The sequence below is a fragment of the Burkholderiaceae bacterium DAT-1 genome, from assembly GCA_019084025.1.
GTDB lineage: Bacteria > Pseudomonadota > Gammaproteobacteria > Burkholderiales > Chitinimonadaceae > DAT-1.
This window is the reverse complement of sequence record JAHRBI010000001.1, coordinates 195,471-218,767: the sequence shown is the minus strand read 5'-3', so window position 1 is coordinate 218,767 and position 23,297 is coordinate 195,471. Positions and strand designations below refer to the sequence as shown.

The window sequence follows — 23,297 nt, the reverse complement described above, 5'->3', positions numbered from 1 at the left end:
GGTGGGGCGCATTCATGCCGGGAGGAGTTGCTCAGGGGGTGCCCATCGCCTCGCGCCAGCGCATCGCATCATGAATCCGGAAGCGTGTGCTGGGATGATCGAAGAAGATGAATTCTTCAATGGGAGTGGGGTCTGGCTTGCGATATTCGGTCAGCTTGAGGAAGGCCTCTGCCTGACCAATCGGCTCGCGTGCCAGATTCAGCGCAAAGCGATCAGCTTCAATTTCCTGAGTGCGGATAATCGTGTTGGTGACCGGGGTTGCCAGCAGAATAATGACCGAAAATACAGCCGATAAGAGGGGCAGATTGGCGATGTCATCCATGCCATGGATGCCCCATCCTGCACCATACTTGGCCAGCAGACCATTCATGATTCGAGAGACCAGCAGAAAAACCACGAGCGATAGCAGGGTCATGGCTAACAGTGCCTTGGCTACATGGTTCATCACGTAATGGCCGAGCTCGTGACCCATGACTGCCCGGATTTCCGGCAAACTGGTTTTGTGAAGCAGGTTATCGTTGAGCCTGACTGCAGCAGATCCGAATATCCCGCTTACGTTGGCTGAAATGCGTGTTGTCTGGCGGGAGGCATCAAATACATAGACATTGTCCGCAGGCACCCCGTTAGACTTTGCCATGGTCAGCACTGCTGACCTGATCGGACCATCGGGAACGGGCTTATACGTGTTAAATAACGGATCAATCCAAATAGGACTGATCACCATGGCCAGTACCATAAAGGCCATGGCTAATCCGGTGCCCCACATCCACCATCGTTCGCCGGTTTTGCGGATGGTGGCATACAGCACGGCAAATGCCAGAGGCAGCACGACAACGGTGATGATCAGTCCTATCAGCTGCTCGGCAAACCATGCCCCAAATGCCTGAGTGGCCATCCCATACGCATGCTCCCGCAGAAATCCCTGATATATCGTCAGGGGAAGTGTGAGCGTCCAACTGACCGTCAAATACGCCGCGCCGTAAAAGGTATGACCGAGAAAACGGTTTGGAGCGTGACGCTGTGCCCAAACGCGAATCTTTGCCGATCGCTTGCCCGAGAGTAAGGCGGCTGACACGACCAAACCCAGCAGGACGTTCCAGAGTTGCAGCCAGTAGCCACCTTCGAAGTAATCGTTCGCACGCGTGCGGACCACTCCGGGAATTCGATCCATAAACGCCTGCGTGGCTTTGTCTGCATCGCGCGGTAACGACGCCCGCCAGGCATCATTGGCCGGCGTAATATGAAACTGCGCATTAGTGACGGGTACAACAGGCTCATCTGCATGGACATGCACGCCCATCGCGCCAAGCATGCCAGCCAGTGTAAATGCCATCAGGCGAGATCTGAACATGGGGGCTCCGGTAAGATTTTATCGTTGTGATCCTGAGGGTAGCGCGTTTATACCTGCGGGTGGGCTTAGGTGCTCGGATGTGCAGGGAAATGCAACAGTTTCACGACGATATGGGCACTGTGTCTGGTCACAGCACCGCGTTGACGACTTGGTACATCCATTTGCCCACCACTTCACCGGTGCAGATAGCAAGATAGACGATACAAAGTGCAAACGGGGTGACATATAGATAGCCACCTCGTTTGGTCAGTAGAGCATTGAGTTTTGCTTTAAACACCATTTTTCTTCACCTTGTTGTGTAAGGCTCTGAGAATAAAAGGACGGGCAGGGTGGGTAAAGTGCCACATTTCGCGATTCTTACGCAGGTAAACGCGCACGGATGCACCCTCATATTCACGTTCGTATTGCATGTTGAGATATCGGAGGCCGGCTTCTGTCACCTCGATCTGCATTCCGGCTCGAGCGCCCGAACCTTTAAGAATGCGCATCAGCTTAAATTGATAAATGATCTGGTTGCTGATGCCTGGGCCGATTTCCAAGGCATCATCATGAACCTCGGTTCCTGAACTGTCTTTGCCGATCACGTTGATGATCAGGGCGTCGGCGATGAGGTCCGATGTGCGGATGAGTTGTGTGTGGCTCAGTGGCGTGAGGGAGGTGGCATTTGCTCTCCAGCCTAATAGCGCGAGCGACATCAGGATGAGTAGGCGCACGAATTGAGATGATTTAATCACCATTCCCCCAGACCAGTACGCCGCCTTGCGGATAGCTCGATAGATTGAACAGACTATGGTTTTGACTTTCCGCTTGTGTGATCAAGACGTAGACCCAAGCCTGCATGGAGTCATTTAGTCTGGCTAGGTCGATCTGGATGCAATGATCAAGGCGATAGCGTGCCAAAGCTGTACTCAGGTATGTAATATCCGACTCACAGAGTCGATCCGTATCCCGCGTCGAAAAATAGGCATTCAGCTCATGCTCTGGCGATAGCAACTTACCGTCTGGCACGGATATATCATTGCGTATCGGGATATAGATGCCCTCCTGTTCGGGCTGCCTGCACGCTGTACCGCCCGCCTGATTCGAGTAAATGACGCCGCTTGGGTGTGCAATGATCAGACCGAGTCCGGCGGATTCGTGAAGTGACAGCCGCAACCTGAGTTCCTCCATTGTTGTATGGTGTGAGATTAACATAACGGATATGCACGCACTTGCTCTCACTTGATCTGCTCATTTGAGCTATACTGGGTGCTCATATGAGTGGTTTTGGTTGGGTGGGAGCATCGCGATGGCACACGCACTAGGCAATTTCCGGCAAGTCTATGAAATGCCGCTGATCGACCGGGTCGGGATGATTCAGGACGGCGTGCCGGCCACTGAGTTCAAGGAGCTGGTGGCGGACATGAACATGCCGCAGGCCGAGCTGGCGCGGGTGTTGCGTATTCCGGTGGCGACAGTAAACCGTAAGGCTAGCCGTCTGGAAAACCTCACCATCGACGACAGCGAACGGCTGGTGAATCTCGCCGCGCTGATTGGTCAGGTGCAGAAAATGGTGGATGAATCGGGTGATCCAACCGGTTTTGATGCACCACGCTGGGTGGCGGACTGGATCGAGTCGCCGCTGCCGGCGCTCAATGGCAAACGTCCCGCTGATTATCTGGGCACGTCTGCCGGCTTTACGCTGGTGTCCGGCGTGCTGACCGCCATGCAGGCGGGCGCCTATCTGTGAACGTACACCGTTTACCTGTGCCGCACGCCGTCTGGCGTATCGCGACCGATACCCCCTATTACACAGCGGATGACCTATCCGGCCTCGGTGCCAAGCAATCCGGCGGACGCTGGAATCGCGTGGGCACGCCGGTGGTTTATGCGGCCAGCAATATCGCGCTGGCTTGCCTCGAAACCGTGGTGCATCTGAATGCCGTTGCGCTGCCGCTCAACCGCTATCTGGTGCGTATCGATATCCCCGAAGACCTCTGGCAGCACGCCAACTGGGTTGATCCGGCCGCGCATATTGGCTGGGACGCCCTGCCTGCGGGCAAGGTGAGCCTTGATGCGGGAATGGATTGGATTCGGGCATCGGACAGCGCGGTGCTGAAAGTGCCGTCCGTGGTGGTGCCGGAAGAACTGAATGTGCTGATCAACCCGGCGCACCCGGACGCTGGCCGCATCACCGCACACAAGGTGCGGCGATGGGTGTATGACGGCAGGTTGGTGGGGTAGGCTTCGAGGGGCTCGGCCTGCGATGTACCGCACACTGAGCGAAGTCGAAGGGTAGTCGACGTGGAAGAATTAACTCTCCGCCTATAGGGATAATTCTTCTGCTACGGGTTGGCCATTCAATAGCGTGCCATCTGTTCGGTAAATGCTGCGATACACCTTTTTGTCAGACGTGACGACATCCTCAATAATCACCTGTCCCTTTTCGATGGCCATGGGGAATTCATCGTACTCCATGGTGCTGTTTATTTTTTTAGAAGAAGCCAGATCAGAATAGGCTCCTTCCAGTCGCCAGTACTCATTGAAGTCGATATTCTTAAATCCGCGCCAATTTACTTTTCCATAATAACTGGCTGAATACATTTTCCCGTTAATGGAAATCTGATCGACTCTAATGGGCGATGACAGTTTGTCAGGATAGGCCAGGTTCGTGACCTGGATGGATGGTCCATATTTAAGCTTGATTTGTTCAAGCATGTTAATCACAGCGCCGTCAGCGTCCTTGCCTCCTGGCCGAACATGCGTGCCACCATAAATCCCCATGACATCGGCGCCATTGATCGATTTGAGTTCGCGAATGAAGTTGCGCGCCATTTGGTTTTCACGATAAATGCCATCCTCTCCATCATAAAAGCGCGCTCCTTGATCAATGGCCTCCAGCGTCAATTTATACTGATCTGTGTGAGTTAAAGCGTGATCCTCAAGGTATTTCTTGAAGCGTGCGCCTGTTGCGTAATATTTATGGCCGATATCCGTCCCGTGAAAAACGGTTTCCGGACAACAAATCTTGATGTTTTTGTAAAATGCTTGAAAATATGGTGACTGGAAGAATGTGCCTTTGAAATCATTAATTAATTCTTCAAGAATATGGTCATCCTTATCTTTCATCCAGATATTTTTAAATTCGGCCGTGAAATAGGGCTCTTCAGTAAATAAATGGCGCATGCCGTTATTGTAGTGGGATTTCCACAGATCGAGTTCTTTGCTGAGAATGCGTTCCATGCCATGGCTTTCTCCGTAAAGATAAATTGTGCCCGGATATGCCTTTTCTGAATTTTTTCCGTTGGCAATTGAAAAAAGAGAAGTGGTCGTGAGAGATGTACATAGGATGGAAGAAATTACTATTCGACGCAATTTTAAGTTCCTCAAATAAATTATACTGGCGCACTGATTGTGCGGATGAATGCGCGACGTGTCCATATCAGATAATGACAGTTGTATTTCGTAGTCTGAGCCTGTCGAAGGGTGGTTGGAACCTCCGGCTTCGACAAGCTCAGCCAGCGATTGCGGTGACCATGCAGAGTGTCATTGGCGTGATTGGTAGAGATCACGCCAGCATATTCTCGATCAGCCGGATCATCGTTTCCTTCTGCGCCGGATCAGATTCGGCCACCAGCAAGGCCAGGGCGGCGAGCCCGATATCATTGATCACGGGCTGACCATCGCGGAACAATGCATGGTTCCGGTTCAGGAAATCGACAAACATATGATTTCCCATCAGAAGCAGTATGTGCAAAATTTGCACATACTGAATTCTCATCGAGCTCACCATCCCGCAAAATATTACGGATGTGTTTTGAAATGACGGTTCGATCTCTGTCGAACAACTGCGCCATTTGTTCTTGCGTCAGCCACACGCTCTCGCCATCCAGTCTGACTGTCACCGGATCGGTTTCGCTTGCCTGAAAAATAACAATTTGACTCATTGTTTCCCCCTCTTTTTATGAGGGGGAGCATATCACCCTTACCCCTCAAACGGCACTCGCACCCAGCCCTCCATCAAGATCCGCGCACTGCGGCTCATCACGGCCTTTTTCACCGTCCACTGACCATTCACTTCCACCGCTTCCGCGCCTACACGCAGCGTGCCGGACGGATGGCCGAAGCGCACGGCTTCCTTGCGGCCGCCACCTGCAGCCTGATTGACCAGCGTACCCGGTATGGCAGCCGCGGTACCGATGGCGACGGCGGCGGTGCCCATCATGGCGTGGTGCAGTTTGCCCATGGACATGGCGCGCACCAGGAGGTCGATGTCTTCCGCTTTCACCACTTTACCGCTGGACGAGGTGTAGTCCTTGGACGGGGCGACAAAGGCGATTTTCGGGGTGTGCTGGCGGGCGGCGGCTTCGTCGATGTGCTTGATCAGGCCCATTTTGACGGCACCATAGGCACGGATGGTTTCAAACATCGCCAGCGCTTTGGCATCGCTATTGATTGCGTCTTGCAGTTCGGTGCCGGTGTAGCCAATCGCGTCGGCATTCACGAAGATCGTGGGGATACCGGCGGTGATCATCGTGGCCTTGAGCGTGCCGATGCCGGGCACCTCCAGATCGTCGATCAGATTGCCGGTGGGGAACATCGAGCCGCCCGCGTCTTCGTCATCTGCCGGGTCGATAAATTCCAGCACCACTTCAGCGGATGGAAAGGTCACGCCATCCAGCTCGAAATCGCCGGTTTCCTGCACTTGGCCATTGGTGACAGGCACATGGGCGATGATGGTTTTGTTGATGTTTTCCTGCCAGATGCGCACCGTGCAGATGCCGTTTTCCGGCACGCGGGCCGGGTCGACCAGACCTGCTCCCACCGCAAACGAGCCGACTGCGGACGTGAGATTGCCGCAGTTGCCGCTCCAGTCCACAAAGGCGCGATCAATCGCGACCTGACCGAACAGGTAGTTCACATCGTGATCGGGCTTCGTGCTCTTCGAGACAATGGCCGTCTTGCTATTGCTCGACGCCCCGCCGCCCATGCCATCCATCTGCTTGCCATAGGGGTCCGGGCTGCCGATCACGCGCAGCAGAATCGCATCGCGCACCGCGCTGGGCACTTGCGCGGCTTCGGGCAGGTCCTGCAGGCGGAAAAACACACCCTTGCTGGTGCCGCCGCGCATATAGGTGGCGGGAATGCGGAGTTGGGGGGAGTGGGTCATGGGGTGTCCTTAAAATTTGGCGAATCGGGCGAGCGCAGCTCGCTCCTACGAATGTATGTCCACCATCAGATGTAGGGGCGATCTGTGGTCGCCCGAGCGTTGTCGAATCAGTTTTGCTTTATTAATTCACGCAATGCGGATAGTTCCGCCACACCAAAACGCTGATTGAATTGCCCGGCCTTGTTGTACGCAATAACCATGTCTGACATGAGATTTATTGTTGTGGTGTCACCGTCCGCATGTTGTGCATGAACAATAAGGTTGGGCACGTAACTAACCGAGCTGCGTTCCCATCCATCTCGATGATGGGAAAACCAATCTGAGAGTGCTCGAACACGATTTGCCTTCAGCTCGTATTTTTCCACCATTACGCCACTACGATGATTTTCGACATCGGCGGAAGTGGTCTGCGGAAAATTGAACGTACAACCTGCGAGTATCAACATACACGCAAGGACAAGTGAAAATCGTATCCAAATCACTCTCATCATGGTGAGTATCATTTACTGCTTATTCGCCGCCAAAAAATCCTGCGCAAACCGCTGCAGCACACCGCCTGCATCATAGATCGACACCTCTTCGGCGGTATCCAGACGACAGGTGACGGGCACGCTCAGCGACTCGCCATTTTTGCGGTGGATGACCAGCGTGAGCGTCGCGCGCGGGGTGCGTTCGCCGATCACGTCGAAGGTTTCGGTGCCATCCAGCCCGATGGTGAGGCGGGTGGTGCCGGGCTGGAATTCCAGTGGCAGCACGCCCATGCCGATCAGATTGGTTCGGTGGATGCGCTCGAAGCCTTCGGCCACAATGGCTTCCACACCGGCCAGACGCACGCCCTTGGCCGCCCAGTCACGCGACGAGCCCTGACCGTAGTCGGCTCCGGCCACGATAATCAGCGGCTGCTTGCGTGCCATATAGGTCTCGATGGCTTCCCACATGCGGGTGACCTTGCCTTCAGGCTCGATGCGCGCAAGTGAACCCTTCTTCACCTGACCATCGACCACCACCATTTCGTTCAGCAGCGTCGGGTTGGCAAAGGTGGCGCGTTGCGCGGTGAGGTGATCGCCGCGATGGGTGGCGTAGGAATTGAAGTCTTCCTCCGGCAGGCCCATTTTGGCGAGGTATTCACCGGCGGCGCTATTGGCCAGAATCGCGTTGGAGGGCGAGAGGTGATCGGTGGTGATGTTGTCGCCCAGAATCGCCAGCGGACGCATGCCCTTGAGCGTGCGTTCGCCTGCCAGTGCGCCTTCCCAGTACGGCGGACGGCGGATGTAGGTGGACATCTCGCGCCAGTTGTACAGCGGATCAACCTGTTCGGCCTGCGCGGTGGAGATCGCAAACATTGGCTCGTACACCTTGCGGAAGTGTTCCGGCTTCACGCTGCGGGCGATCACGGCGTCGATCTCGTCATCGCTTGGCCAGAGATCGGCCAGACGTACTTCCTTGCCCGCCTGATCCACGCCCAGCACATCCTTTTCGATATCGAAGCGGACAGTACCGGCAATGGCGTAAGCCACCACCAGCGGCGGCGACGCGAGGAAGGCTTGCTTGGCGTATGGATGGATGCGGCCATCGAAATTGCGGTTGCCGGACAGCACGGCAGTGGCGTAGAGGTCGCGATCGATGATCTCTTGCTGAATCTGCGGGTCGAGCGCGCCGGACATGCCGTTACACGTGGTGCAGGCAAAGGCGACGATACCGAAGCCCAGCGATTCCAGATCCGGCAGCAGATTGGCTTCTTCCAGATACAGCTGCACGGCCTTCGATCCCGGTGCCAGCGAGGTCTTCACCCAGGGTTTGCGGGTCAGACCACGTGCGCGGGCATTGCGTGCCAGTAGACCAGCTGCAATCACATTGCGCGGATTGCTGGTGTTGGTACAGCTGGTAATCGCAGCGATCACCACTGCGCCGTCCGGCATCTGGCCTTCGGCTTCCTGCGCACGGGCAGCTTCAAGATTGCCGGCAATGCCGCGCTCGGCCAGCGCGCTGGTGGGCAGGCGTTTGTGCGGGTTGGATGGACCCGCCATATTGCGCACGACGGTGCTCAGGTCGAACTTGAGCACGCGTTCGTACTGCGCAGTGGTGAGGCTATCTGCCCACAGGCCGGTCTGCTTCGCGTAGGTTTCCACCAGCTTCACTTGCGCATCGTCGCGGCCGGTGAGCTTGAGGTAATCAATCGTCTTCTGGTCGATGAAGAACATGGCGGCGGTTGCGCCATATTCCGGGGCCATATTGGAGATGGTGGCCCGATCACCCAGCGTCAGCGCGGCAGCACCTTCTCCATAAAATTCCAGATACGCGCCAACGACCTTTTCCTTACGCAAGAATTCGGTCAGGGCCAGCACGACGTCTGTCGCAGTGATGCCCGGCTGCGGTTTGCCCGATAGCTCCACACCGACGATATCCGGCAGGCGCATCCACGAGGCGCGACCCAGCATCACGTTTTCGGCTTCCAGACCGCCCACCCCAATGGCGATCACGCCCAGCGCGTCGACATGCGGAGTATGGCTGTCGGTACCCACGCAGGTATCGGGGTAGGCGACGCCGTCTTTCACGTAAACCACCGGGCTCATCCGCTCCAGATTGATCTGGTGCATGATGCCGTTGCCAGCGGGGATCACGTCGACGTTCTTGAACGCCAGCTTGGTCCAGTTGATGAAATGGAAGCGATCTTCGTTGCGGCGCTCTTCCACATCTCGATTCTTCTGGAAGGCATCTTTCTCGAAGCCGCCATGTTCTACGGCCAGAGAGTGATCGACGATCAGCTGTACCGGCACCACCGGATTCACCTGCGCAGGATCACCGCCCTGATCGGCAATGGCATCGCGCAGACCGGCGAGGTCCACCAGCGCGGTCTGACCCAGAATGTCGTGGCACACCACGCGCACCGGATACCAGGGGAAATCGAGATCACGCTTGCGTTCGATCAGCTGCTTCAGCGAATCGGTGAGGGTGGCCGGATCACAGCGGCGCACCAGATTTTCGGCGAGCACGCGTGAGGTATATGGCAGCCCGGCCCATGCACCCGGCTGGATCGCATCGACGGCAGCTTGCGCATCGAAGTAGTCCAGCGATGTGCCGGGGAGGGGTTTGCGGAATTGGGTGTTCATCATGATTGCCTGTCTAGTTAAGCAATCTCCCGCTGGGCCACTGACTCGCGTGAGCGAGGCTCCCTCGCGGCGGCGAGGTCAGGGGGCGTGGAATCAATCAGCGAGAATGCGTGGTCAAATTTGAGCTATCCTGAATGCGCCCGGGTTTCCCGGGCGGAGCACTGCAGGATGCCTCACTGTTACAGTTGTTTAGCGCTTTTCAATCGGCACAAATTCCAGATTTTCCGGACCGGTGTAATTCGCGCTCGGACGGATGATCTTGCCGTCGATGCGTTGCTCGATCACGTGCGCTGCCCAGCCACTGGTGCGGGCGATCACGAACAGCGGGGTGAACATGGCGGTGGGCACGCCCATCATGTGGTAGGACACGGCGCTGAACCAGTCGAGGTTCGGGAACATCTTCTTGATGTCCCACATCACGGTTTCGAGGCGCTCGGCAATGTCGAACATTTTCATGTCCTGTGCTTGTGCGGACAGGGTACGCGCCACTTCCTTGATCACCTTGTTGCGCGGATCGCCGATGGTGTACACCGGGTGACCAAAGCCGATCACCACTTCCTTGCGCTCCACACGGGCGCGGATGTCGGCTTCGGCTTCGTCCGGGTTTTCATAGCGCTTCTGTACTTCGAAGGCCACTTCATTGGCGCCACCGTGCTTGGGGCCACGCAGGGCGCCAATTGCGCCGGTGATGGCAGAGTGCATGTCCGAACCAGTACCGGCGATCACGCGGGCGGTAAAGGTCGAGGCATTGAATTCGTGCTCGGCGTACAGCACCAGCGAGGTGTGCATGGCCTTTACCCAGGCATCGCTCGGCTTTTGGCCGTGCAGCAGATGCAGGAAATGGCCGCCGATGGAGTCGTCGTCGGTTTCGACTTCGATGCGCTTGCCGTTGTGGCTGAAGTGGTACCAGTACAGCAGCATCGAACCCAGCGAAGCCATCAGACGATCAGCGATATCGCGTGCGCCCGGTGTATTGTGATCATCCTTTTCCGGCAGCGCGCAACCGAGTGCCGATACGCCCGAGCGCATCACGTCCATCGGATGCGAATTGGCTGGCAGCGCTTCCAGCACAGCCTTCACCGATTGCGGAATGCCGCGCAGGGCCTTCAGCTTCTTCTTATACCCGATCAACTCAGCCTGGTTCGGCAGCTTGCCATGCACCAGCAGATAAGCGATTTCTTCGAACTCGCAGGCATCCGCCACATCGAGAATATCGTAGCCACGATAGTGCAGATCGTTACCGGTACGGCCTACGGTACACAGCGCGGTATTGCCCGCTGCGACGCCCGAAAGGGCAACGGATTTCTTGGGCTTCGGCAGGGTGGAGGTGGTGTCGGACATGGTGGTCTCCGGTTGAATTTGATTATTCGATGACTTGGTGTTTGGAAGTGAGTTGTTTGTCGCGTAAAAACTGCGTGATCAATGGCTTGGTGTACTTAATTTCGGGGTCTATGTCGCGAGCATCATCAGGGTGATGGTATTCACCCTCATCAAATGCCATGTATACCCTCATGACGTCCTCCGGGGCGGTTCGATCATAAGCTGCCCAGAGCTCAGGGCTCGTCGCCAGGCAGAATGCAGCGTTCATCACTGCATCTGCTTCGTCATACGCCAGTTGCTCGGTTGCATAACATTTAGCCACGTAGATCGACAATTGATTGAGTAGTTCTGGTGCGGAAGTCGATGATTGACTGGCAAGTTGCTCAAGTCGTTCAAACGTCATGTCGCCGGACAGGGCTAAATCAATCAGTTGCGTAAGTGGCAATTGAGTCTGCATGAGCAATCCTTACTGCCCATCCTTCGTATACAGCGCATCCAGCTTCTGCTCGAATTCGTGGTAGCCGAGGTGATCGTACAGTTCCATGCGGGTTTGCATGGTGTCGACCACGTTTTGCTGGGTGCCGTCGCGGCGGATGGATTCGTACACGTTCAGTGCAGCTTTCGACATGGCGCGGAAGGCCGACAGCGGGTAGAGGATCATCGATACGCCCGATGCACCCAGTTCGTCGCGGGTGAACAGCGGGGTCTTGCCGAATTCGGTAATGTTAGCCAGCACCGGCACCTTCACGGCATCTACAAAGGCGCGGTACATCTCCAGGCTTTCCATGGCTTCCGGGAAAATCATGTCGGCACCGGCTTCCACGCAGGCGCAGGCACGGTCGATGGCGGCGTTCAGGCCTTCCACCGCCAGCGCATCGGTGCGGGCCATGATCACAAATTCTGAATCAGTCTTGGCATCCACAGCGGCCTTGATGCGGTCGACCATTTCAGTCTGGCTGACGATGGCCTTGTTCGGACGATGGCCGCAACGCTTGGCCAGCACCTGATCTTCGATATGCACGGCACCGGCGCCGGCACGAATCATTTCACGCACGGTGCGGGCGATATTGAACGCGCCACCCCAGCCGGTGTCGATGTCGACCAGTACTGGCAGCTGGGTGCGGTCAGTGATGCGGCGCACGTCGATCAGCACATCTTCCATCGTGGTGATGCCGAGATCGGGAATCCCGCAGGAGGACGCGGCCACGCCACCGCCTGATACATACAGCGCCTTGTAGCCACTGTGTTCGGCCAGCATCGCGGCATAGGCATTGATGGCGCCGACAATTTGCAGCGGGGATTCGGCAGCGACCGCGTCTCTAAAGCGACGGCCTGCAGAGGATTGAGCCATGGTGATGCTCCTGTGCTTGGGTTGGATGCGCCTGTCAGGTCGGCGCGCGATGCGGGGATACTGCAAGGGGCGTGCCAGCGGGTGGTGTGCTCAGGATAGGTGGCTAAGTGCTTGATTTAAAGCGGGTGGCGATGGGCGTCAGAAATCGGGGTGAGAAGGTGATGTTTCAGATGTGAAATTGTGTTGCATTTATGAAATATGAAGCCAGAATATTTTACTGTTAAAAGTGATGTAATCTGCCACAGTACAGTTGGTATTGGAGTGGTGTTAAGTGCAACCTTCGTGCACACTTTCCGCCGTCTGCCACCCGGTTCGAATGAAGCTTTACATGCGTCACCTCCGCAATATGATTCTGGCAGGGGCGTGCCTGATCGGCATGCACTGCAATGTGCTGGCTACCGAGCCGGTCAAAACGGTTCCTCGTGTTGATTTATCGCGTTATCTGGGCAAATGGTACGAAATTGCTTCGTTCCCGATGTTTTTCCAGCGCCAGTGCGCCAGTGATACAACCGCCACCTATGCCTTGCTGCCCAGTGGCAAGATCAGCGTCGACAACGAATGTAAAACCAGCGAAGGCAAAATTGATCACGCCAGTGGTACTGCAACTGTGGAAGACGGAACAGGCAATGCCAAGCTGAAGGTCACCTTCTTCTGGCCGTTCAGGGGGGATTACTGGATTATCGGGCTGGATCCGGAATACCGCTGGGCTGTCGTCGGCAACCCTGATCGTAAATACCTATGGATCTTGTCGCGGACACCGATCATGCCGCAAGCAATGCTGCTTGAGGCGCTGGATACAGCCTCGCGGCAACATTTCGAGATTGGACGACTGCAATATACCCGGCAAGGACACTAGGTACGGGGCGGGTTTCCGTGTGATGCCTGACCGGATGGTCGCAAAACCAAAGTTCATGCGACGAAAATGCTGCTTGGAATTCGGGAATCAGGTGTAGAATTGCTGCCTTTCCGAAACTGTACTTCCAATCACGTCCATGACTGAAACACGCGCAAAAGCCGCCCGCCCGAATCCCTTGCTCGACGCATTGATCGAGGCCTTTCCGGTATTCCGGGACGGTTTGCCGCTGGCACTGGGTATCCACAAGCAAATCATCGAACGCATGCCGGAAGTGGATGTGCCTGCGCTGCGCAAGACACTGCACGCCTACACCAGCTCGACTCGCTACCTGAAAGCGACGGTCAAGGCCGAACAGCGCTTTGATCTGGACGGCCAACCGGCCGGTGAGCTGACACAAGAGCACCGTGATGTAGCGGCAACCACGCTGAAAGATCGCGCCAAACGCGCCGCAGACAAGCGCCGCGAGGCAGAGCGCGCCCAGCGTGAAGCCGAGCGTGAGGCCAAGGCCAAAGAAGTGATGCAGAGCAAGATCAGCGATCTGGCCAACAAGTTCAAGCGCCAGTAAGCGTCCTTTTAGGTCCTTGCATCACACAACGGGTTTGCTGTTGGACAGCAGACCCGGATTTACCAGCAGCATGGCCGCATTGGCGACCTGCTGCAAGCCGTCCAGCCCGTTGAAACTGCGGGTGTCACTGGCCTGTTCCGGCCGCGTGTTGACCGACACGATATCTCCCCCTTCATGGAAACTCGAGCCCGTCCAGCGCGTCGCGCTGCGATGCACCGTTGCATCCGTATTGCCCGGTGAGAGATCAATGCGCACTGCACTGCTGGCGGTGTCATTCAACCTGACATAGCCGTAGTTCTGACCCGATCGATCGGTTCCCAGTGTCATGGGGGTGCGATCCGATGCCGCACCATGATATGCGGCTTCCATGCTCATCTGCAGCTGCTGGCTGATTGACAGCGAACTGCCATTGCCGCTGATGCGCGTAGTTTGCGAGAACGACAAGCTGAAGAAATCAACTTCCTTGCTATCGAGTGGGTTGGGCGATGCGGGTGTCAATTGCAGATTGGACTGGAAGTCCAGCAATCCACTGAGTGCCTGCCGCACAGTGTCTGGAATCGCCTCATTCTGCGATGTGGCTTGAGTCGCGGATGCACCGTTTTGCGGCTCGAGGCTGGCATCTCCAAGCTGTAGATCGCGAAATGCCTGCATAAAGAGATTGTTGAGCCCACTTTGCGCAGGGCTGCGCTGGCTCATTTGCGTGAGTTGATCCAGTAGCGAGTTTACGCTGGCCTGACGCTGCGCCAAGCTGCCTGCCATGGCAGCACTGGCCGGATCGATGCTGAGATACACATTGCCATCACCCGCTTGAATGTTCACGGTGCGATAGCTGACTGTTGCGGAAAAACGCAGGTCGGTCACAGTACCGCTGCCATCGTTCATGTGTGCATTGAGATCAACATTGCTGATGACACGTGTATCAAAGCCGGTCAGCGCACTCAGATCGACTTGCGGCGGTACCTGCGCCATGCCGTCCACTGCTTTCTGGAAAGCACTCGAGAGCTTTGTTACCGCTTGTCGTTCTTCTGGCGTCAGCGAGCCTTCGCTGCTCATGCTGATTGCCAGCGCGTTGTCTGTCGCGGAAATCTGTAACTCGATGCGCGTGCCGCTACGGGTCTGGATGCTCATACCGACTTTGGCGGCGGGTGAGGCATGCACGGATTGCTGGCTGACTTTATAGCTATCGTCGAGCTCAGTGCCGCGCTGGTTGGGGGTGAAGCGCACCACGGATTGCTGTAACCGATCTTCCCCATTGGCCAGTGCACTCAGCATGGCGCTGCCCAATCCGGCGAATCGATCTGACAGGGTACCTGCTTTGATATTTGCCCCTAATTTGTCATCCAGTCCAGTGGCTTTGGCCGACTCGTACACCAATGCCTGCCCATTGACCGGTGCCGCACTTGGCAGGCTATATACCAGCTTGTCACCAAGTGGCTGATTGAGCGCAACAATACTCGACAGCGATCCATCCGATGGATTGGCCTGTGTGCGATCCCCGGTGGACTTGGGTTGTGTGCTTGTGGTCAGTTGGGTCTGAGGCACAAGGCTGGATGTGGAGCTTGCAATCTGCATGATGGGCGCACGTCGGTATCGTGACCGTTATATCGACCGTTGCGCCGGAAACTGTAGGGCAAGCGTGGATGTGAATTGCAAATTTGTCCGGCTGACATAAGCTCAAAGGGGGAGAGCGGCACTGTACAGTTGGTTTGAGGAGTACGATCATCAGCCTGTGTGTAGCAATTGACGGGTGCGCTGCCAGATGAAACCTGGTCGGCAGCTGCGCGTGATCATTATTCTGGCGTTGGTAACGGCCAATGTATTGGTCGGGTTGTTTGGCGGCTATACCCTGTACACCAGTAAGCGGCAATATGAATTCCGTGCGGGCAAACTGACGGAAAATGTCGCTGCCACCCTCGAGCAAGGGCTGCGCGCCAATATCGACCGAATTGATCTGAGCCTGGATGCACTCGCCGACGATATTGAAGATATGCTTCAGCGCGGCCAGTTCAGTCAGGATCGACTGCGTGCCCGTCTGCATTGGCATGCTCTGCGCATGCCTGAGCTGGAGGCCTTTGTCGTGGTGGATGAGGCTGCGCTAGAAAAGGCGCGCGCAGCGAATTCACCTCTGCCGGGTGCCGATTTGCCTGCCGAAGTCGATTGGCCTCGATACGGGCTGAAGCCTTTGATGAAGCAATTCGGCGATGCCCGAACCATGTTGATTCACAAGGTGGTGCTCGGCCGGCGGGCAGAAGACTTGCATGTGGTGTTTGTGCGGCCGTTTCGTCGCGCCGATGGTAGCGTGGCAGGCATGGTCATGGCGCTGGCCTCGCGCATTTACTTTGCGCGCCGCCTGACCACCGTGGATCTGGGTAAGCAGGGGGTCGTGGTCATGCGCGATCCTGATCTTGCCATGATTAGCCGCGCCCCGATTCCCAAGAGAGGGCAAGAGCTTGATGCATACTCCCGCAAACCGTCACAGCAACTGAAGCACGCGTTTGCGGCCGGACTGGATTCCCTGACCTACAAAACAGCTTCGCCTGCAGATGGCATCGAGCGTACCTATTCCTATCATCGTGTCCATCAGTCTCCTTATAGTGTGACGGTGGGCGTCGCCAGTGCAGAGTACCTTGCAGATTGGTATGGAGAAGTCCGCGCCACTGCATCAACCATACTGATTATGGCGTTTGTCTCATTGCTGCTGGGGAGATCGCTGTTGAAATCCCTTCGGCAAAGTGAGCTGCAACGCAAGCGTCTGCGTGAAAACGAGCATGACCTGAATACCCTGCTGGACAATACACCCGCTATGATCGGCTACTGGGGGCGCGATCAGATCAATCGCTTTTGCAATCGTGAGTACGAACGCTGGTTTCAGATGCCGCGCGAACACATTTGCGGCAAATCCATGGCCGAACTGCTGGGAGAAGCGCGCTATCAGGACAGTCTGCCCTATGTCCTAGCGGCGCTGGGGGGAGAGCCACAGCGTTTCGAGCGAACCGTGGTGCAGCCGGGAGGGGCATGCATCCATCTGCTAGCGGAAATTATTCCTAGTCTGGTGAATGGCGAGGTCGAGGGGTTTTACTCAATTGTGTATGACATTACCTCACTTAAAGAGACCGAGTTCGCCCTGCGTGCGAGTGAGGAGAAGCTGCGTAGCCTATTCGAGCTGTCACCTGTAGGGATTGCGCTCAATGACGTCAGTGGCCGGCTGATCGAGTTCAACGCTGCCTTTCAGCAGATCACCGGATATTCGCAAAAGGAACTGGCCGAGCTGGACTATTGGGCCCTGACGCCTTCTCAGTTTGCCCGCGCCGAAGCCGAGCAGCTGGACAGGCTGGAAATGACCGGACGCTACGGGCCGTATGAAAAAGCCTTTATCCGTCGCGATGGCAGTCTGGTGGCCGTTCAGCAAAGCGGCGTGACGGTGATCGGTAGCAATGGCCAGCGCTTTGTCTGGTCGATTGTTGAAGATATCAGTGAGCGCAAGCAGTACGAGCTGGAATTGCAAAAAGCCAAGGAAGCGGCTGAGGCTGCCAATGTGGCCAAAAGTCAGTTCCTCGCTGCGATGTCTCATGAAATCCGCACACCAATGAATGGCATTCTGGGGATGACCGAGCTTGTGCTCGACACTGATCTGGATAGCCAGCAGCGCGAGTTTCTCGATCTGGTGATGTTATCAGCCAACAATTTGCTGGCGGTGATCAACGACATCCTCGATTTCTCCAAAATCGAAGCAGACCGGATCGAGCTGGAAATCATCCCCTTTATGCCAGCCGCGCTTATGGATCAGATCTGGCGGACTTTACGCCTGCGCGCCGAGCATAAAGGCCTCAGGCTCAATCTGACGCTTGATCCGGGGCTGCCTGACTATGTCCTCGGCGATCCGACACGGCTGACCCAGGTTCTGATGAATCTGGTGGGTAATGCAATCAAATTTACCGAGCACGGTGAGGTCAATATCAGTGTGCATCTGGGCGATATACAAGGCGAAGCCGTCTTGCTGTCCTTCGTGGTCAGTGATACGGGTATAGGGATTGCACCGGAGCGTCAGGCGAGCATTTTTGATGCATTTACTCAGGCAGATAGTTCGACCACCCGTCGCTATGGAGGAACCGGGCTGGGTCTGGCCATTGCCAGGCGACTTGTCCAGATGATGGAGGGGGACATTATTCTGAACAGCATACCGGGACAGGGCAGTGCATTCAGCTTTATGGCGCGCTTTGGTCGAGTCAGTGAGTCACAGCAGAGCGAATTGTCCGATACCTCCGGCGTGCAAGGTGCGACTGTCCAGACGGCGCGGCAGCAAGAGGTGTGTGGCCCCCTTAACATCTTGCTGGCCGAAGATAATCCGGTGAATCAGACCTATGCCGTGGCTGTGCTGGAGGGAGCAGGGCATGAAGTGACGCTTGCACGCAATGGTCAGGAAGCATTGGAAGCCGTTCAGGCGATGCGATTTGATGTGATTCTGATGGATGTGCAGATGCCTGTGATGGACGGGTTTCAAGCGACCCAGGCGATCCGGGAGATGGGCGTGAAAACGCCTGTCATTGCCCTGACGGCGCATGCGATCAAAGGCTTCCGTGAAACGTGCATTGCCGCAGGGATGAACGCCTATCTGTCCAAACCCGTGAAAAGTCGCGAATTGCTCGATACGCTGCAGACCATTCGTCACTGCGATGACAAACGTGAAACCGGAGGCGATACTTCACGTGCCATGACATCGCCAGTGGCCGGCGTTGATAAGGTGCTGAATATCCGCAGTGCATTGGCCACCATGGATCAGGCGGATGATCTGTTGCGCATGACTATGGAGATGGCGCGTGTTCAGGTCACCGATTTCCCGGTTGAACTGGCGCGCCTGATTCGGGAAGGACAGTATGAGGTACTGCGCCTGCAAGCTCATACCCTTAAAGGCAGCATGCGCAATATTGGTGCCGAGCGAGCAGCTCATGCTGCATCTGCGCTGGAGATGGCCGCCAACAGCAAACAGGCTGATAGGCTCCCTTCGCTGCTGGTCAGTCTGGAAAATGAATTGTTGCAGCTGCTGCCAGAAATGGACCGCTATCTGGCATCCACTCCCGGCAGCGCCCGCGCTTAGAACCTGATCCGCAAGCCCAGATCAATCGATCTGCCCTGTCCGCGCAAGCTGTTCAAGCCTTCTGCAGGATTCATTTTCAATCCTGCCAGATTGCTCCCCCCCAGCGGCAATGCATAGTTGCGATCAAGCAGATTGCGTACGCCCGCGATCAGGGTGGTGTCTTTGCTGGCGGCGTATTCCGTACCGACATTCAGCAAGCCATATCCGGCCGTTTTGTCTTCGAAGCGACGTGCATCGACATGATCCTTCTGGGCCACCAGCTGCCATTCCACATGGTTATGCCAGTCCCCTGCAGTCTGGGTAATCGCTAGCCGCATATTAGCGGGCATGATGTGGTAAAGGTCGCCCGAATCATCGCGCTTGCCACGGGTGAGGTCGATGCGCAGATCGAAACCGACTGTGCCCATAGCCGATTGATTGGCCAGCGTACCGGATGCGGCCAGGTTGACCCCGTACAGGGTGGCATCATGGTTGGCGAACTGCAGCAGGGCACGGGTGGCGTTTTTCTTGCCGTAAGGATTGAATGTGCCAACAACATCGACGTCGATGGCATCTTTAATGCGGGTATAGAACGGCGAAATCCGGATCATCAGATCGCTGTTGCTGGCGCTGTGAATCAGGCTGGCATTCAGGGTGTTTGCTACTTCCGGCTTCAGATTGAGATTGCCTGCATATCCATTGCCGTCGCCAAACCAGCCGGTCATCATCATGGCCATCTGGCCGCGACCCCATGTATAGCGCTCGTACAGATTTGGCGAACGAGTTTTGCGCGCCACACCCAGTTCAAGAGAATGGCTGTCGTTCAGCGTAAGCGTGGTCATTGCGGTGAGATCGACATTGCTATCACGCTTGTGGCGATCTGCACTGTTGAACGCGGTGGCTGATTTGACGTCGCCCGCACACATCATGCCGCAGTTGTAACCGTGCACGGTGCCGGTCTCACTATCTACCGACTCAAACCTTACCCCGATCAGACTGCGGGCAGCGCCGGTTTTACCTTCCCATTCGCCGTAGAGGGCGGTGCGGTTTCGGCTGCCATCATTGATGTTTTCATAGGTGTCCGGGCCCATCATCATGGACATGGGCATGCCCGGCCAGTAGTCGTCCAGATGGGTGCGATGCAGTTCGGTGCCGAGACGCAGTGTGCCCTCGTAAGCGGGCAGTTCGGCCTTGATCTGATAGCCCGCGTCGCTGCCGTGCGTGTTCATTGGCATCATGCCCATGCGTTCATTGCTGGGGAAACCCATTTCGTGAAAGGTATTGCGGCCATCGGCGCGGATGTCCAGCGTACCCCAGGCAAACTTGCCCACCATATTGGCCTGAACAAAGCGACTGCTGTTGTCGCTCATGTCCATGTACTCGTTGGCAAAGCCTTGATACGGGATGTGCTGGTCTCCAGCGCGAATCGTATAGGTGAAGTTGTCATCACGCACACCGAGCACCAGCTGCTGGTTGGTACTTTCAAATAGCGTATCCAGCACCTTGTTACCCGCACCATCCTTGTAGCTGCTGGCTTCATGATGGCTGCCTGCGTAGCTCAGGCTGACGTGATCATTGGCCAGTGACGTATGGATGGTTTCGCTGTGACCATGATCGACGCTGTGATGCGCCAGTCCGATAATGGTCTGGCTGGTGGTCAGGCCGCGCTGTGCGAAGACAGGCGCCAAGGTTTCAACCGACACGACGCCGCCAATGGCATCGCCACCCATGCTGACGGGGGAGATGCCCGCAATGACTTTGGCGCTGCGAATCTGGGTTGGGTCGGCGTAGGATAGGGGCGGGTTCATATGGTTGCCACACGCGGAGGTGGCTTCGGCACCATCGATCAGCACCTTGATGCGATCATCAGCCAGCCCGCGCAAAACTGGCAGGCTGGCGACCCCGCCCGCACTCCAGGCGGCGAAGCCGGATGTGCCTTTGAACAGCGCATTGCTGTCGCTGCCGCCAAAGCTGCTGGCGAGCGGTGCAGCCGGTACGGCGCCATTGATGATAATGGGTTCGACTCGCCGGGTATCGTCTTCGGAATGGGCGAATAGCGTCAGGAGGGCCAGCGCGAGTGCGCTGAGTGCAAGAGGGGTGTGCTTCATGGTCAGACCGTTTCTTAAATACACAGGGGAGAGGCGGATGCCCGTTTTGCCAGACGGCGGGTGCCGGGCTTCCAGATTTGTTCGCTGGGCAGCTCGTAGTTGCTCAGATGATCAGGATCAAATGTCGCGCCGGTACGTGCGGTGCCCTTGAGTACGGCACTGCGGCGCAGCCCGCTGAGAATGCGGGAGACGGTTTCCGGCGCGACATCGATCATGTGCGAGATGGTTTTCAGGGAGGGCAGCTGGCACTGGCTCAGGTCGACGCCATCGTCACGCTGGCCGAGCTGGCAGATCAGCTGCTTCACCCACTCCGTTGCGGTGCCAGTGCGAAGGCGCATGGTCTCTGCCGTACGCTGTTGCTGGCGCATCAAGGCTTCGAACAGGTAGCCGGTTTCAGCCAGCCGCTGGTCGTCGGGCAGCGAGGAAATGATGCAGGACGATATCGCAATCGCCCGGAAACGGCTGGTGAAGCCACCGTAGCACTCGATGCCTAGCACATCGCCCGGATGGGCGAGGTGTACGAAAATGCCGTCCGCGTCTTCGAGCATGATCTGGCCGGACTGAACCAGCAGGGGCGGTGTGTGGATGCCGGCCTGAAACAGGATGTCGCCGGGTAGGACGGCGCGAGTCAGCCCTGTAAATGTATCTGACATGATATGACCTCTGATCTGCGTGCGCAGGCCGGGTTGCATCAGGGCGAAACCGGCGGGCGCAAGATGGACATGGCTTCACGCAACCAGCCGGTTCCAGCCGGATAGTCAGGTAAAGCAAGGCTATGGAATCAGATCAGGGCAGGTGGGGCTCGACTGGCAGGCAGCCGGTAGCGCACCGCATCAAGCGGCAGCGGAAGGACGGAGACTTCAGGCGTCAGGTGATCGAGTACTTCTGGCGGAATCCATGCAGATCGCGCAGGAGGCAGCCCATCGAGGTGTGTATGCGCAGCGCAGAAAGGACACTGGCCGAAATGGTCGACGGTATGATCATCCTGCTGCTTGCCGGGAATCACGATGGCAATGGCACGTGTGGACGTGCTGGAGCAGTAGCTGATACTGAAAGACTGGTTTCCGCCACTCCGCATCTGCGCAAACGCAGGCAGCATGCTCGCGGCAATCAGCGCGATCAGTGCCAGGCAGCGGGCAAGGGCGTGGGGAAACTTGGACATGGCGACCATTCTAGGCGGGAACAAATGAACCTGTCCATGATCTGAGCGGTTTGCGTGGCGATTTCATGATGTATCGCAAATTACGGGTAAGATGCGCGTTGCTATTCACAGAAGGCATCGATCATGAGCAAGGATATTCAAACGCGGGACGGCATTGTGCAGGTCTGGACGCAACCTGCTGTCCAGCTGGGCGTCAGCTTCAACAACTACGAAGACGAGGCCATCGTCGAAGAAATGGTGCGGTGGCTGGAATCGGACGACGAACTGACCCTCACGCGCCGCTTTATGCTGTCTGACGTGATCGAGCGCGTGATGATGGATGAGACCGATCCCGCAGCCCGAAAAGCCACACTGACCGCACTGGATACGGCATTCGCCGACGCGCGCGGGCGCATTGCTGCCTTGCTGGCGGAGTAATGGCAGATGCCGATGTATGAATGGATCGGCATGGTGGCGGGCTTTGCCACCACCATCGCCTTCGTACCTCAAGTGATTCGCGTCTGGCGCACGCACAATACCCGCGATCTGTCGCTGCCGATGTACCTATGTCTTGATGCCGGGCTGCTGTTGTGGCTGGTGTATGGCTGCTACATCGCTTCGTGGCCTGTCATCATCTACAACGCGATTACCTTTGTGCTGTCGAGCGCCATCCTGGTGGCGAAATGGCGGTTTGGCTGAGATGGGCGTGGACAAGTGAGCTTGTCCTTACCTAGAATCTACGCCCATGCACCGTTTCCCCGCCCACCTCGCACGCTGGTTAGCGCTAATCGCACTGTTGTCTGCAAGTGTGATGCCTGCGCTCGCCCGTACCTCGGGCACCCAGTATCTGCGCATGTCGATGTGTACTAGCCCTGTGGTGGGTGGCAAAACAGCGGTGACCCAAAGCCTTTCCGGCAAAAATGAACTCATCTCTTCATCGGGTTCGTCGGGCTTGGATCACGGGGATGTCTGTCCCTGGTGCATGCTGCATGCGCAATCCGACGCATTATTGCCCCCGTCCAATGTCTGGATTCCGGATGATGTCCTTCGTCATCTCGATCCGGCCGAGCGTGCTGCGCCTGCTGTGCGCTCATTATCACGATTCCTGCAGCCGCCGGGTCGTGCCCCTCCGCTTTAACCCTGCCAGCCTTTGTCCGGGGATGCAGTCCATATGGACCATCCCTGATTTTGCCACCTGACCGGCGTTCGCGCTGTCACGTGTTGCCGGTCCCATTCGGGAAATACCATGAAACTGCTTTTGCACAGCGGCCG

Annotated in this window: 24 protein-coding genes; 8 read left to right on the top strand and 16 right to left on the bottom strand. The window is 56.6% G+C overall.

Annotation, left to right across the window (positions count from 1 at the left end; all coding sequences use genetic code 11):
• Positions 1-31: 31 nt before the first annotated feature.
• The 4 genes from KSF73_00960 to KSF73_00945 all read right to left on the bottom strand — a co-directional run bounded on the left by KSF73_00960 (position 32) and on the right by KSF73_00945 (position 2,506).
• Positions 32-1,351, bottom strand: coding sequence for a M48 family metallopeptidase (locus KSF73_00960; protein ID MBV1774275.1), 1,320 nt, complete (start codon positions 1,349-1,351; stop codon positions 32-34).
• A gap of 127 nt (positions 1,352-1,478) precedes the next feature.
• Positions 1,479-1,631, bottom strand: a complete 153-nt coding sequence (locus KSF73_00955) for a hypothetical protein (protein MBV1774274.1) — start codon at positions 1,629-1,631, stop codon at positions 1,479-1,481.
• On the bottom strand, positions 1,621-2,088 hold the full coding sequence (locus KSF73_00950; protein ID MBV1774273.1) for a hypothetical protein: 468 nt from the start codon (positions 2,086-2,088) through the stop codon (positions 1,621-1,623). Before KSF73_00950 ends, KSF73_00955 begins: the two co-directional genes overlap by 11 nt.
• Complete coding sequence (locus KSF73_00945) at positions 2,078-2,506, bottom strand: hypothetical protein (GenBank protein MBV1774272.1); 429 nt, start codon at positions 2,504-2,506, stop codon at positions 2,078-2,080. The genes KSF73_00950 and KSF73_00945 overlap by 11 nt, the downstream gene beginning before the upstream one ends.
• 133 nt (positions 2,507-2,639) lie before the next feature.
• On the opposite strand from KSF73_00945, the gene KSF73_00940 reads away from it, so the two are divergent.
• The gene (locus KSF73_00940; GenBank protein ID MBV1774271.1) at positions 2,640-3,080 is read left to right on the top strand and encodes a DUF2384 domain-containing protein; all 441 of its coding nucleotides are present in this window, start codon (positions 2,640-2,642) and stop codon (positions 3,078-3,080) included.
• 17 nt (positions 3,081-3,097) lie between these two features.
• The gene (locus KSF73_00935; protein MBV1774270.1) at positions 3,098-3,574 is read left to right on the top strand and encodes an RES family NAD+ phosphorylase; all 477 of its coding nucleotides are present in this window, start codon (positions 3,098-3,100) and stop codon (positions 3,572-3,574) included.
• 81 nt (positions 3,575-3,655) lie between these two features.
• Here the strand turns inward: KSF73_00935 and KSF73_00930 are convergent, their stop codons facing one another.
• The 8 genes from KSF73_00930 to prpB all read right to left on the bottom strand — a co-directional run bounded on the left by KSF73_00930 (position 3,656) and on the right by prpB (position 12,281).
• Entirely contained in the window at positions 3,656-4,573 is a 918-nt protein-coding gene (locus KSF73_00930; GenBank protein MBV1774269.1) for a hypothetical protein, read from the bottom strand.
• A gap of 325 nt (positions 4,574-4,898) precedes the next feature.
• Positions 4,899-5,057, bottom strand: a complete 159-nt coding sequence (locus KSF73_00925; protein ID MBV1774268.1) for a hypothetical protein — start codon at positions 5,055-5,057, stop codon at positions 4,899-4,901.
• A 258-nt stretch (positions 5,058-5,315) separates the two neighbouring features.
• Positions 5,316-6,500: a 2-methylaconitate cis-trans isomerase PrpF gene (gene prpF / locus KSF73_00920; protein ID MBV1774267.1), complete on the bottom strand. Its 1,185-nt coding sequence runs from the start codon at positions 6,498-6,500 to the stop codon at positions 5,316-5,318.
• A 107-nt stretch (positions 6,501-6,607) separates the two neighbouring features.
• Entirely contained in the window at positions 6,608-6,991 is a 384-nt protein-coding gene (locus tag KSF73_00915) for a hypothetical protein (protein MBV1774266.1), read from the bottom strand.
• 12 nt (positions 6,992-7,003) lie between these two features.
• Complete coding sequence (gene acnD / locus KSF73_00910) at positions 7,004-9,610, bottom strand: Fe/S-dependent 2-methylisocitrate dehydratase AcnD (protein ID MBV1774265.1); 2,607 nt, start codon at positions 9,608-9,610, stop codon at positions 7,004-7,006.
• Between the two features lie 189 nt (positions 9,611-9,799).
• Complete coding sequence (prpC, locus tag KSF73_00905) at positions 9,800-10,951, bottom strand: 2-methylcitrate synthase (protein MBV1774264.1); 1,152 nt, start codon at positions 10,949-10,951, stop codon at positions 9,800-9,802.
• A gap of 22 nt (positions 10,952-10,973) precedes the next feature.
• The gene (locus KSF73_00900) at positions 10,974-11,387 is read right to left on the bottom strand and encodes a hypothetical protein (protein MBV1774263.1); all 414 of its coding nucleotides are present in this window, start codon (positions 11,385-11,387) and stop codon (positions 10,974-10,976) included.
• Positions 11,388-11,396: 9 nt separating this feature from the next.
• Positions 11,397-12,281: a methylisocitrate lyase gene (gene prpB / locus KSF73_00895; GenBank protein MBV1774262.1), complete on the bottom strand. Its 885-nt coding sequence runs from the start codon at positions 12,279-12,281 to the stop codon at positions 11,397-11,399.
• 346 nt (positions 12,282-12,627) lie between these two features.
• On the opposite strand from prpB, the gene KSF73_00890 reads away from it, so the two are divergent.
• Both KSF73_00890 and KSF73_00885 read left to right on the top strand, forming a co-directional pair.
• Positions 12,628-13,137, top strand: a complete 510-nt coding sequence (locus KSF73_00890; GenBank protein MBV1774261.1) for a lipocalin family protein — start codon at positions 12,628-12,630, stop codon at positions 13,135-13,137.
• A 136-nt stretch (positions 13,138-13,273) separates the two neighbouring features.
• Positions 13,274-13,702, top strand: coding sequence for a ProQ/FinO family protein (locus tag KSF73_00885; GenBank protein ID MBV1774260.1), 429 nt, complete (start codon positions 13,274-13,276; stop codon positions 13,700-13,702).
• A 21-nt stretch (positions 13,703-13,723) separates the two neighbouring features.
• Here KSF73_00885 and KSF73_00880 read toward each other — a convergent pair whose 3' ends face one another.
• Positions 13,724-15,274, bottom strand: a complete 1,551-nt coding sequence (locus KSF73_00880; GenBank protein ID MBV1774259.1) for a hypothetical protein — start codon at positions 15,272-15,274, stop codon at positions 13,724-13,726.
• 187 nt (positions 15,275-15,461) lie between these two features.
• Between KSF73_00880 and KSF73_00875 the strand changes: the two genes are divergently transcribed.
• Positions 15,462-18,797, top strand: coding sequence for a PAS domain S-box protein (locus KSF73_00875; GenBank protein ID MBV1774258.1), 3,336 nt, complete (start codon positions 15,462-15,464; stop codon positions 18,795-18,797).
• Here KSF73_00875 and KSF73_00870 read toward each other — a convergent pair.
• The 3 genes from KSF73_00870 to KSF73_00860 all read right to left on the bottom strand — a co-directional run bounded on the left by KSF73_00870 (position 18,794) and on the right by KSF73_00860 (position 22,046).
• Positions 18,794-20,884, bottom strand: coding sequence for a TonB-dependent receptor (locus tag KSF73_00870; protein MBV1774257.1), 2,091 nt, complete (start codon positions 20,882-20,884; stop codon positions 18,794-18,796). The genes KSF73_00875 and KSF73_00870 overlap by 4 nt on opposite strands.
• Positions 20,885-20,898: 14 nt before the next feature.
• Entirely contained in the window at positions 20,899-21,537 is a 639-nt protein-coding gene (locus tag KSF73_00865; protein MBV1774256.1) for a hypothetical protein, read from the bottom strand.
• Between the two features lie 128 nt (positions 21,538-21,665).
• Positions 21,666-22,046, bottom strand: a complete 381-nt coding sequence (locus tag KSF73_00860) for a DUF2946 domain-containing protein (GenBank protein MBV1774255.1) — start codon at positions 22,044-22,046, stop codon at positions 21,666-21,668.
• A 123-nt stretch (positions 22,047-22,169) separates the two neighbouring features.
• Here KSF73_00860 and KSF73_00855 point away from each other — a divergent pair, with 123 nt between their 5' ends.
• Genes KSF73_00855 through KSF73_00845 form a run of 3 tightly spaced genes read left to right on the top strand, consistent with a single transcriptional unit; the run spans position 22,170 to position 23,163 of the window.
• Positions 22,170-22,463, top strand: a complete 294-nt coding sequence (locus KSF73_00855) for a hypothetical protein (GenBank protein MBV1774254.1) — start codon at positions 22,170-22,172, stop codon at positions 22,461-22,463.
• Between the two features lie 6 nt (positions 22,464-22,469).
• Positions 22,470-22,724: a SemiSWEET transporter gene (locus KSF73_00850; GenBank protein MBV1774253.1), complete on the top strand. Its 255-nt coding sequence runs from the start codon at positions 22,470-22,472 to the stop codon at positions 22,722-22,724.
• Between the two features lie 46 nt (positions 22,725-22,770).
• A complete protein-coding gene (locus tag KSF73_00845) occupies positions 22,771-23,163 on the top strand; it encodes a DUF2946 domain-containing protein (GenBank protein ID MBV1774252.1) in 393 nt (130 codons plus the stop codon).
• The last annotated feature ends 134 nt before the right edge of the window (positions 23,164-23,297 follow it).

Bases quoted from the DNA above. Each gene is read 5' to 3' on its own strand.
- KSF73_00960 (MBV1774275.1), bottom strand. From the start codon at position 1,351: ATGTTCAGATCTCGCCTGATGGCATTTACACTGGCTGGCATGCTTGGC.
- KSF73_00955 (MBV1774274.1), bottom strand. From the start codon at position 1,631: ATGGTGTTTAAAGCAAAACTCAATGCTCTACTGACCAAACGAGGTGGC.
- KSF73_00950 (MBV1774273.1), bottom strand. From the start codon at position 2,088: ATGGTGATTAAATCATCTCAATTCGTGCGCCTACTCATCCTGATGTCG.
- KSF73_00940 (MBV1774271.1), top strand. From the start codon at position 2,640: ATGGCACACGCACTAGGCAATTTCCGGCAAGTCTATGAAATGCCGCTG.
- KSF73_00930 (MBV1774269.1), bottom strand. From the start codon at position 4,573: ATGGAACGCATTCTCAGCAAAGAACTCGATCTGTGGAAATCCCACTAC.
- KSF73_00925 (MBV1774268.1), bottom strand. From the start codon at position 5,057: ATGTTTGTCGATTTCCTGAACCGGAACCATGCATTGTTCCGCGATGGT.
- prpF (MBV1774267.1), bottom strand. From the start codon at position 6,500: ATGACCCACTCCCCCCAACTCCGCATTCCCGCCACCTATATGCGCGGC.
- KSF73_00915 (MBV1774266.1), bottom strand. From the start codon at position 6,991: ATGATGAGAGTGATTTGGATACGATTTTCACTTGTCCTTGCGTGTATG.
- acnD (MBV1774265.1), bottom strand. From the start codon at position 9,610: ATGAACACCCAATTCCGCAAACCCCTCCCCGGCACATCGCTGGACTAC.
- prpC (MBV1774264.1), bottom strand. From the start codon at position 10,951: ATGTCCGACACCACCTCCACCCTGCCGAAGCCCAAGAAATCCGTTGCC.
- KSF73_00900 (MBV1774263.1), bottom strand. From the start codon at position 11,387: ATGCAGACTCAATTGCCACTTACGCAACTGATTGATTTAGCCCTGTCC.
- prpB (MBV1774262.1), bottom strand. From the start codon at position 12,281: ATGGCTCAATCCTCTGCAGGCCGTCGCTTTAGAGACGCGGTCGCTGCC.
- KSF73_00890 (MBV1774261.1), top strand. From the start codon at position 12,628: ATGATTCTGGCAGGGGCGTGCCTGATCGGCATGCACTGCAATGTGCTG.
- KSF73_00885 (MBV1774260.1), top strand. From the start codon at position 13,274: ATGACTGAAACACGCGCAAAAGCCGCCCGCCCGAATCCCTTGCTCGAC.
- KSF73_00880 (MBV1774259.1), bottom strand. From the start codon at position 15,274: ATGCAGATTGCAAGCTCCACATCCAGCCTTGTGCCTCAGACCCAACTG.
- KSF73_00875 (MBV1774258.1), top strand. From the start codon at position 15,462: ATGAAACCTGGTCGGCAGCTGCGCGTGATCATTATTCTGGCGTTGGTA.
- KSF73_00870 (MBV1774257.1), bottom strand. From the start codon at position 20,884: ATGAAGCACACCCCTCTTGCACTCAGCGCACTCGCGCTGGCCCTCCTG.
- KSF73_00865 (MBV1774256.1), bottom strand. From the start codon at position 21,537: ATGTCAGATACATTTACAGGGCTGACTCGCGCCGTCCTACCCGGCGAC.
- KSF73_00860 (MBV1774255.1), bottom strand. From the start codon at position 22,046: ATGTCCAAGTTTCCCCACGCCCTTGCCCGCTGCCTGGCACTGATCGCG.
- KSF73_00855 (MBV1774254.1), top strand. From the start codon at position 22,170: ATGAGCAAGGATATTCAAACGCGGGACGGCATTGTGCAGGTCTGGACG.
- KSF73_00850 (MBV1774253.1), top strand. From the start codon at position 22,470: ATGCCGATGTATGAATGGATCGGCATGGTGGCGGGCTTTGCCACCACC.
- KSF73_00845 (MBV1774252.1), top strand. From the start codon at position 22,771: ATGCACCGTTTCCCCGCCCACCTCGCACGCTGGTTAGCGCTAATCGCA.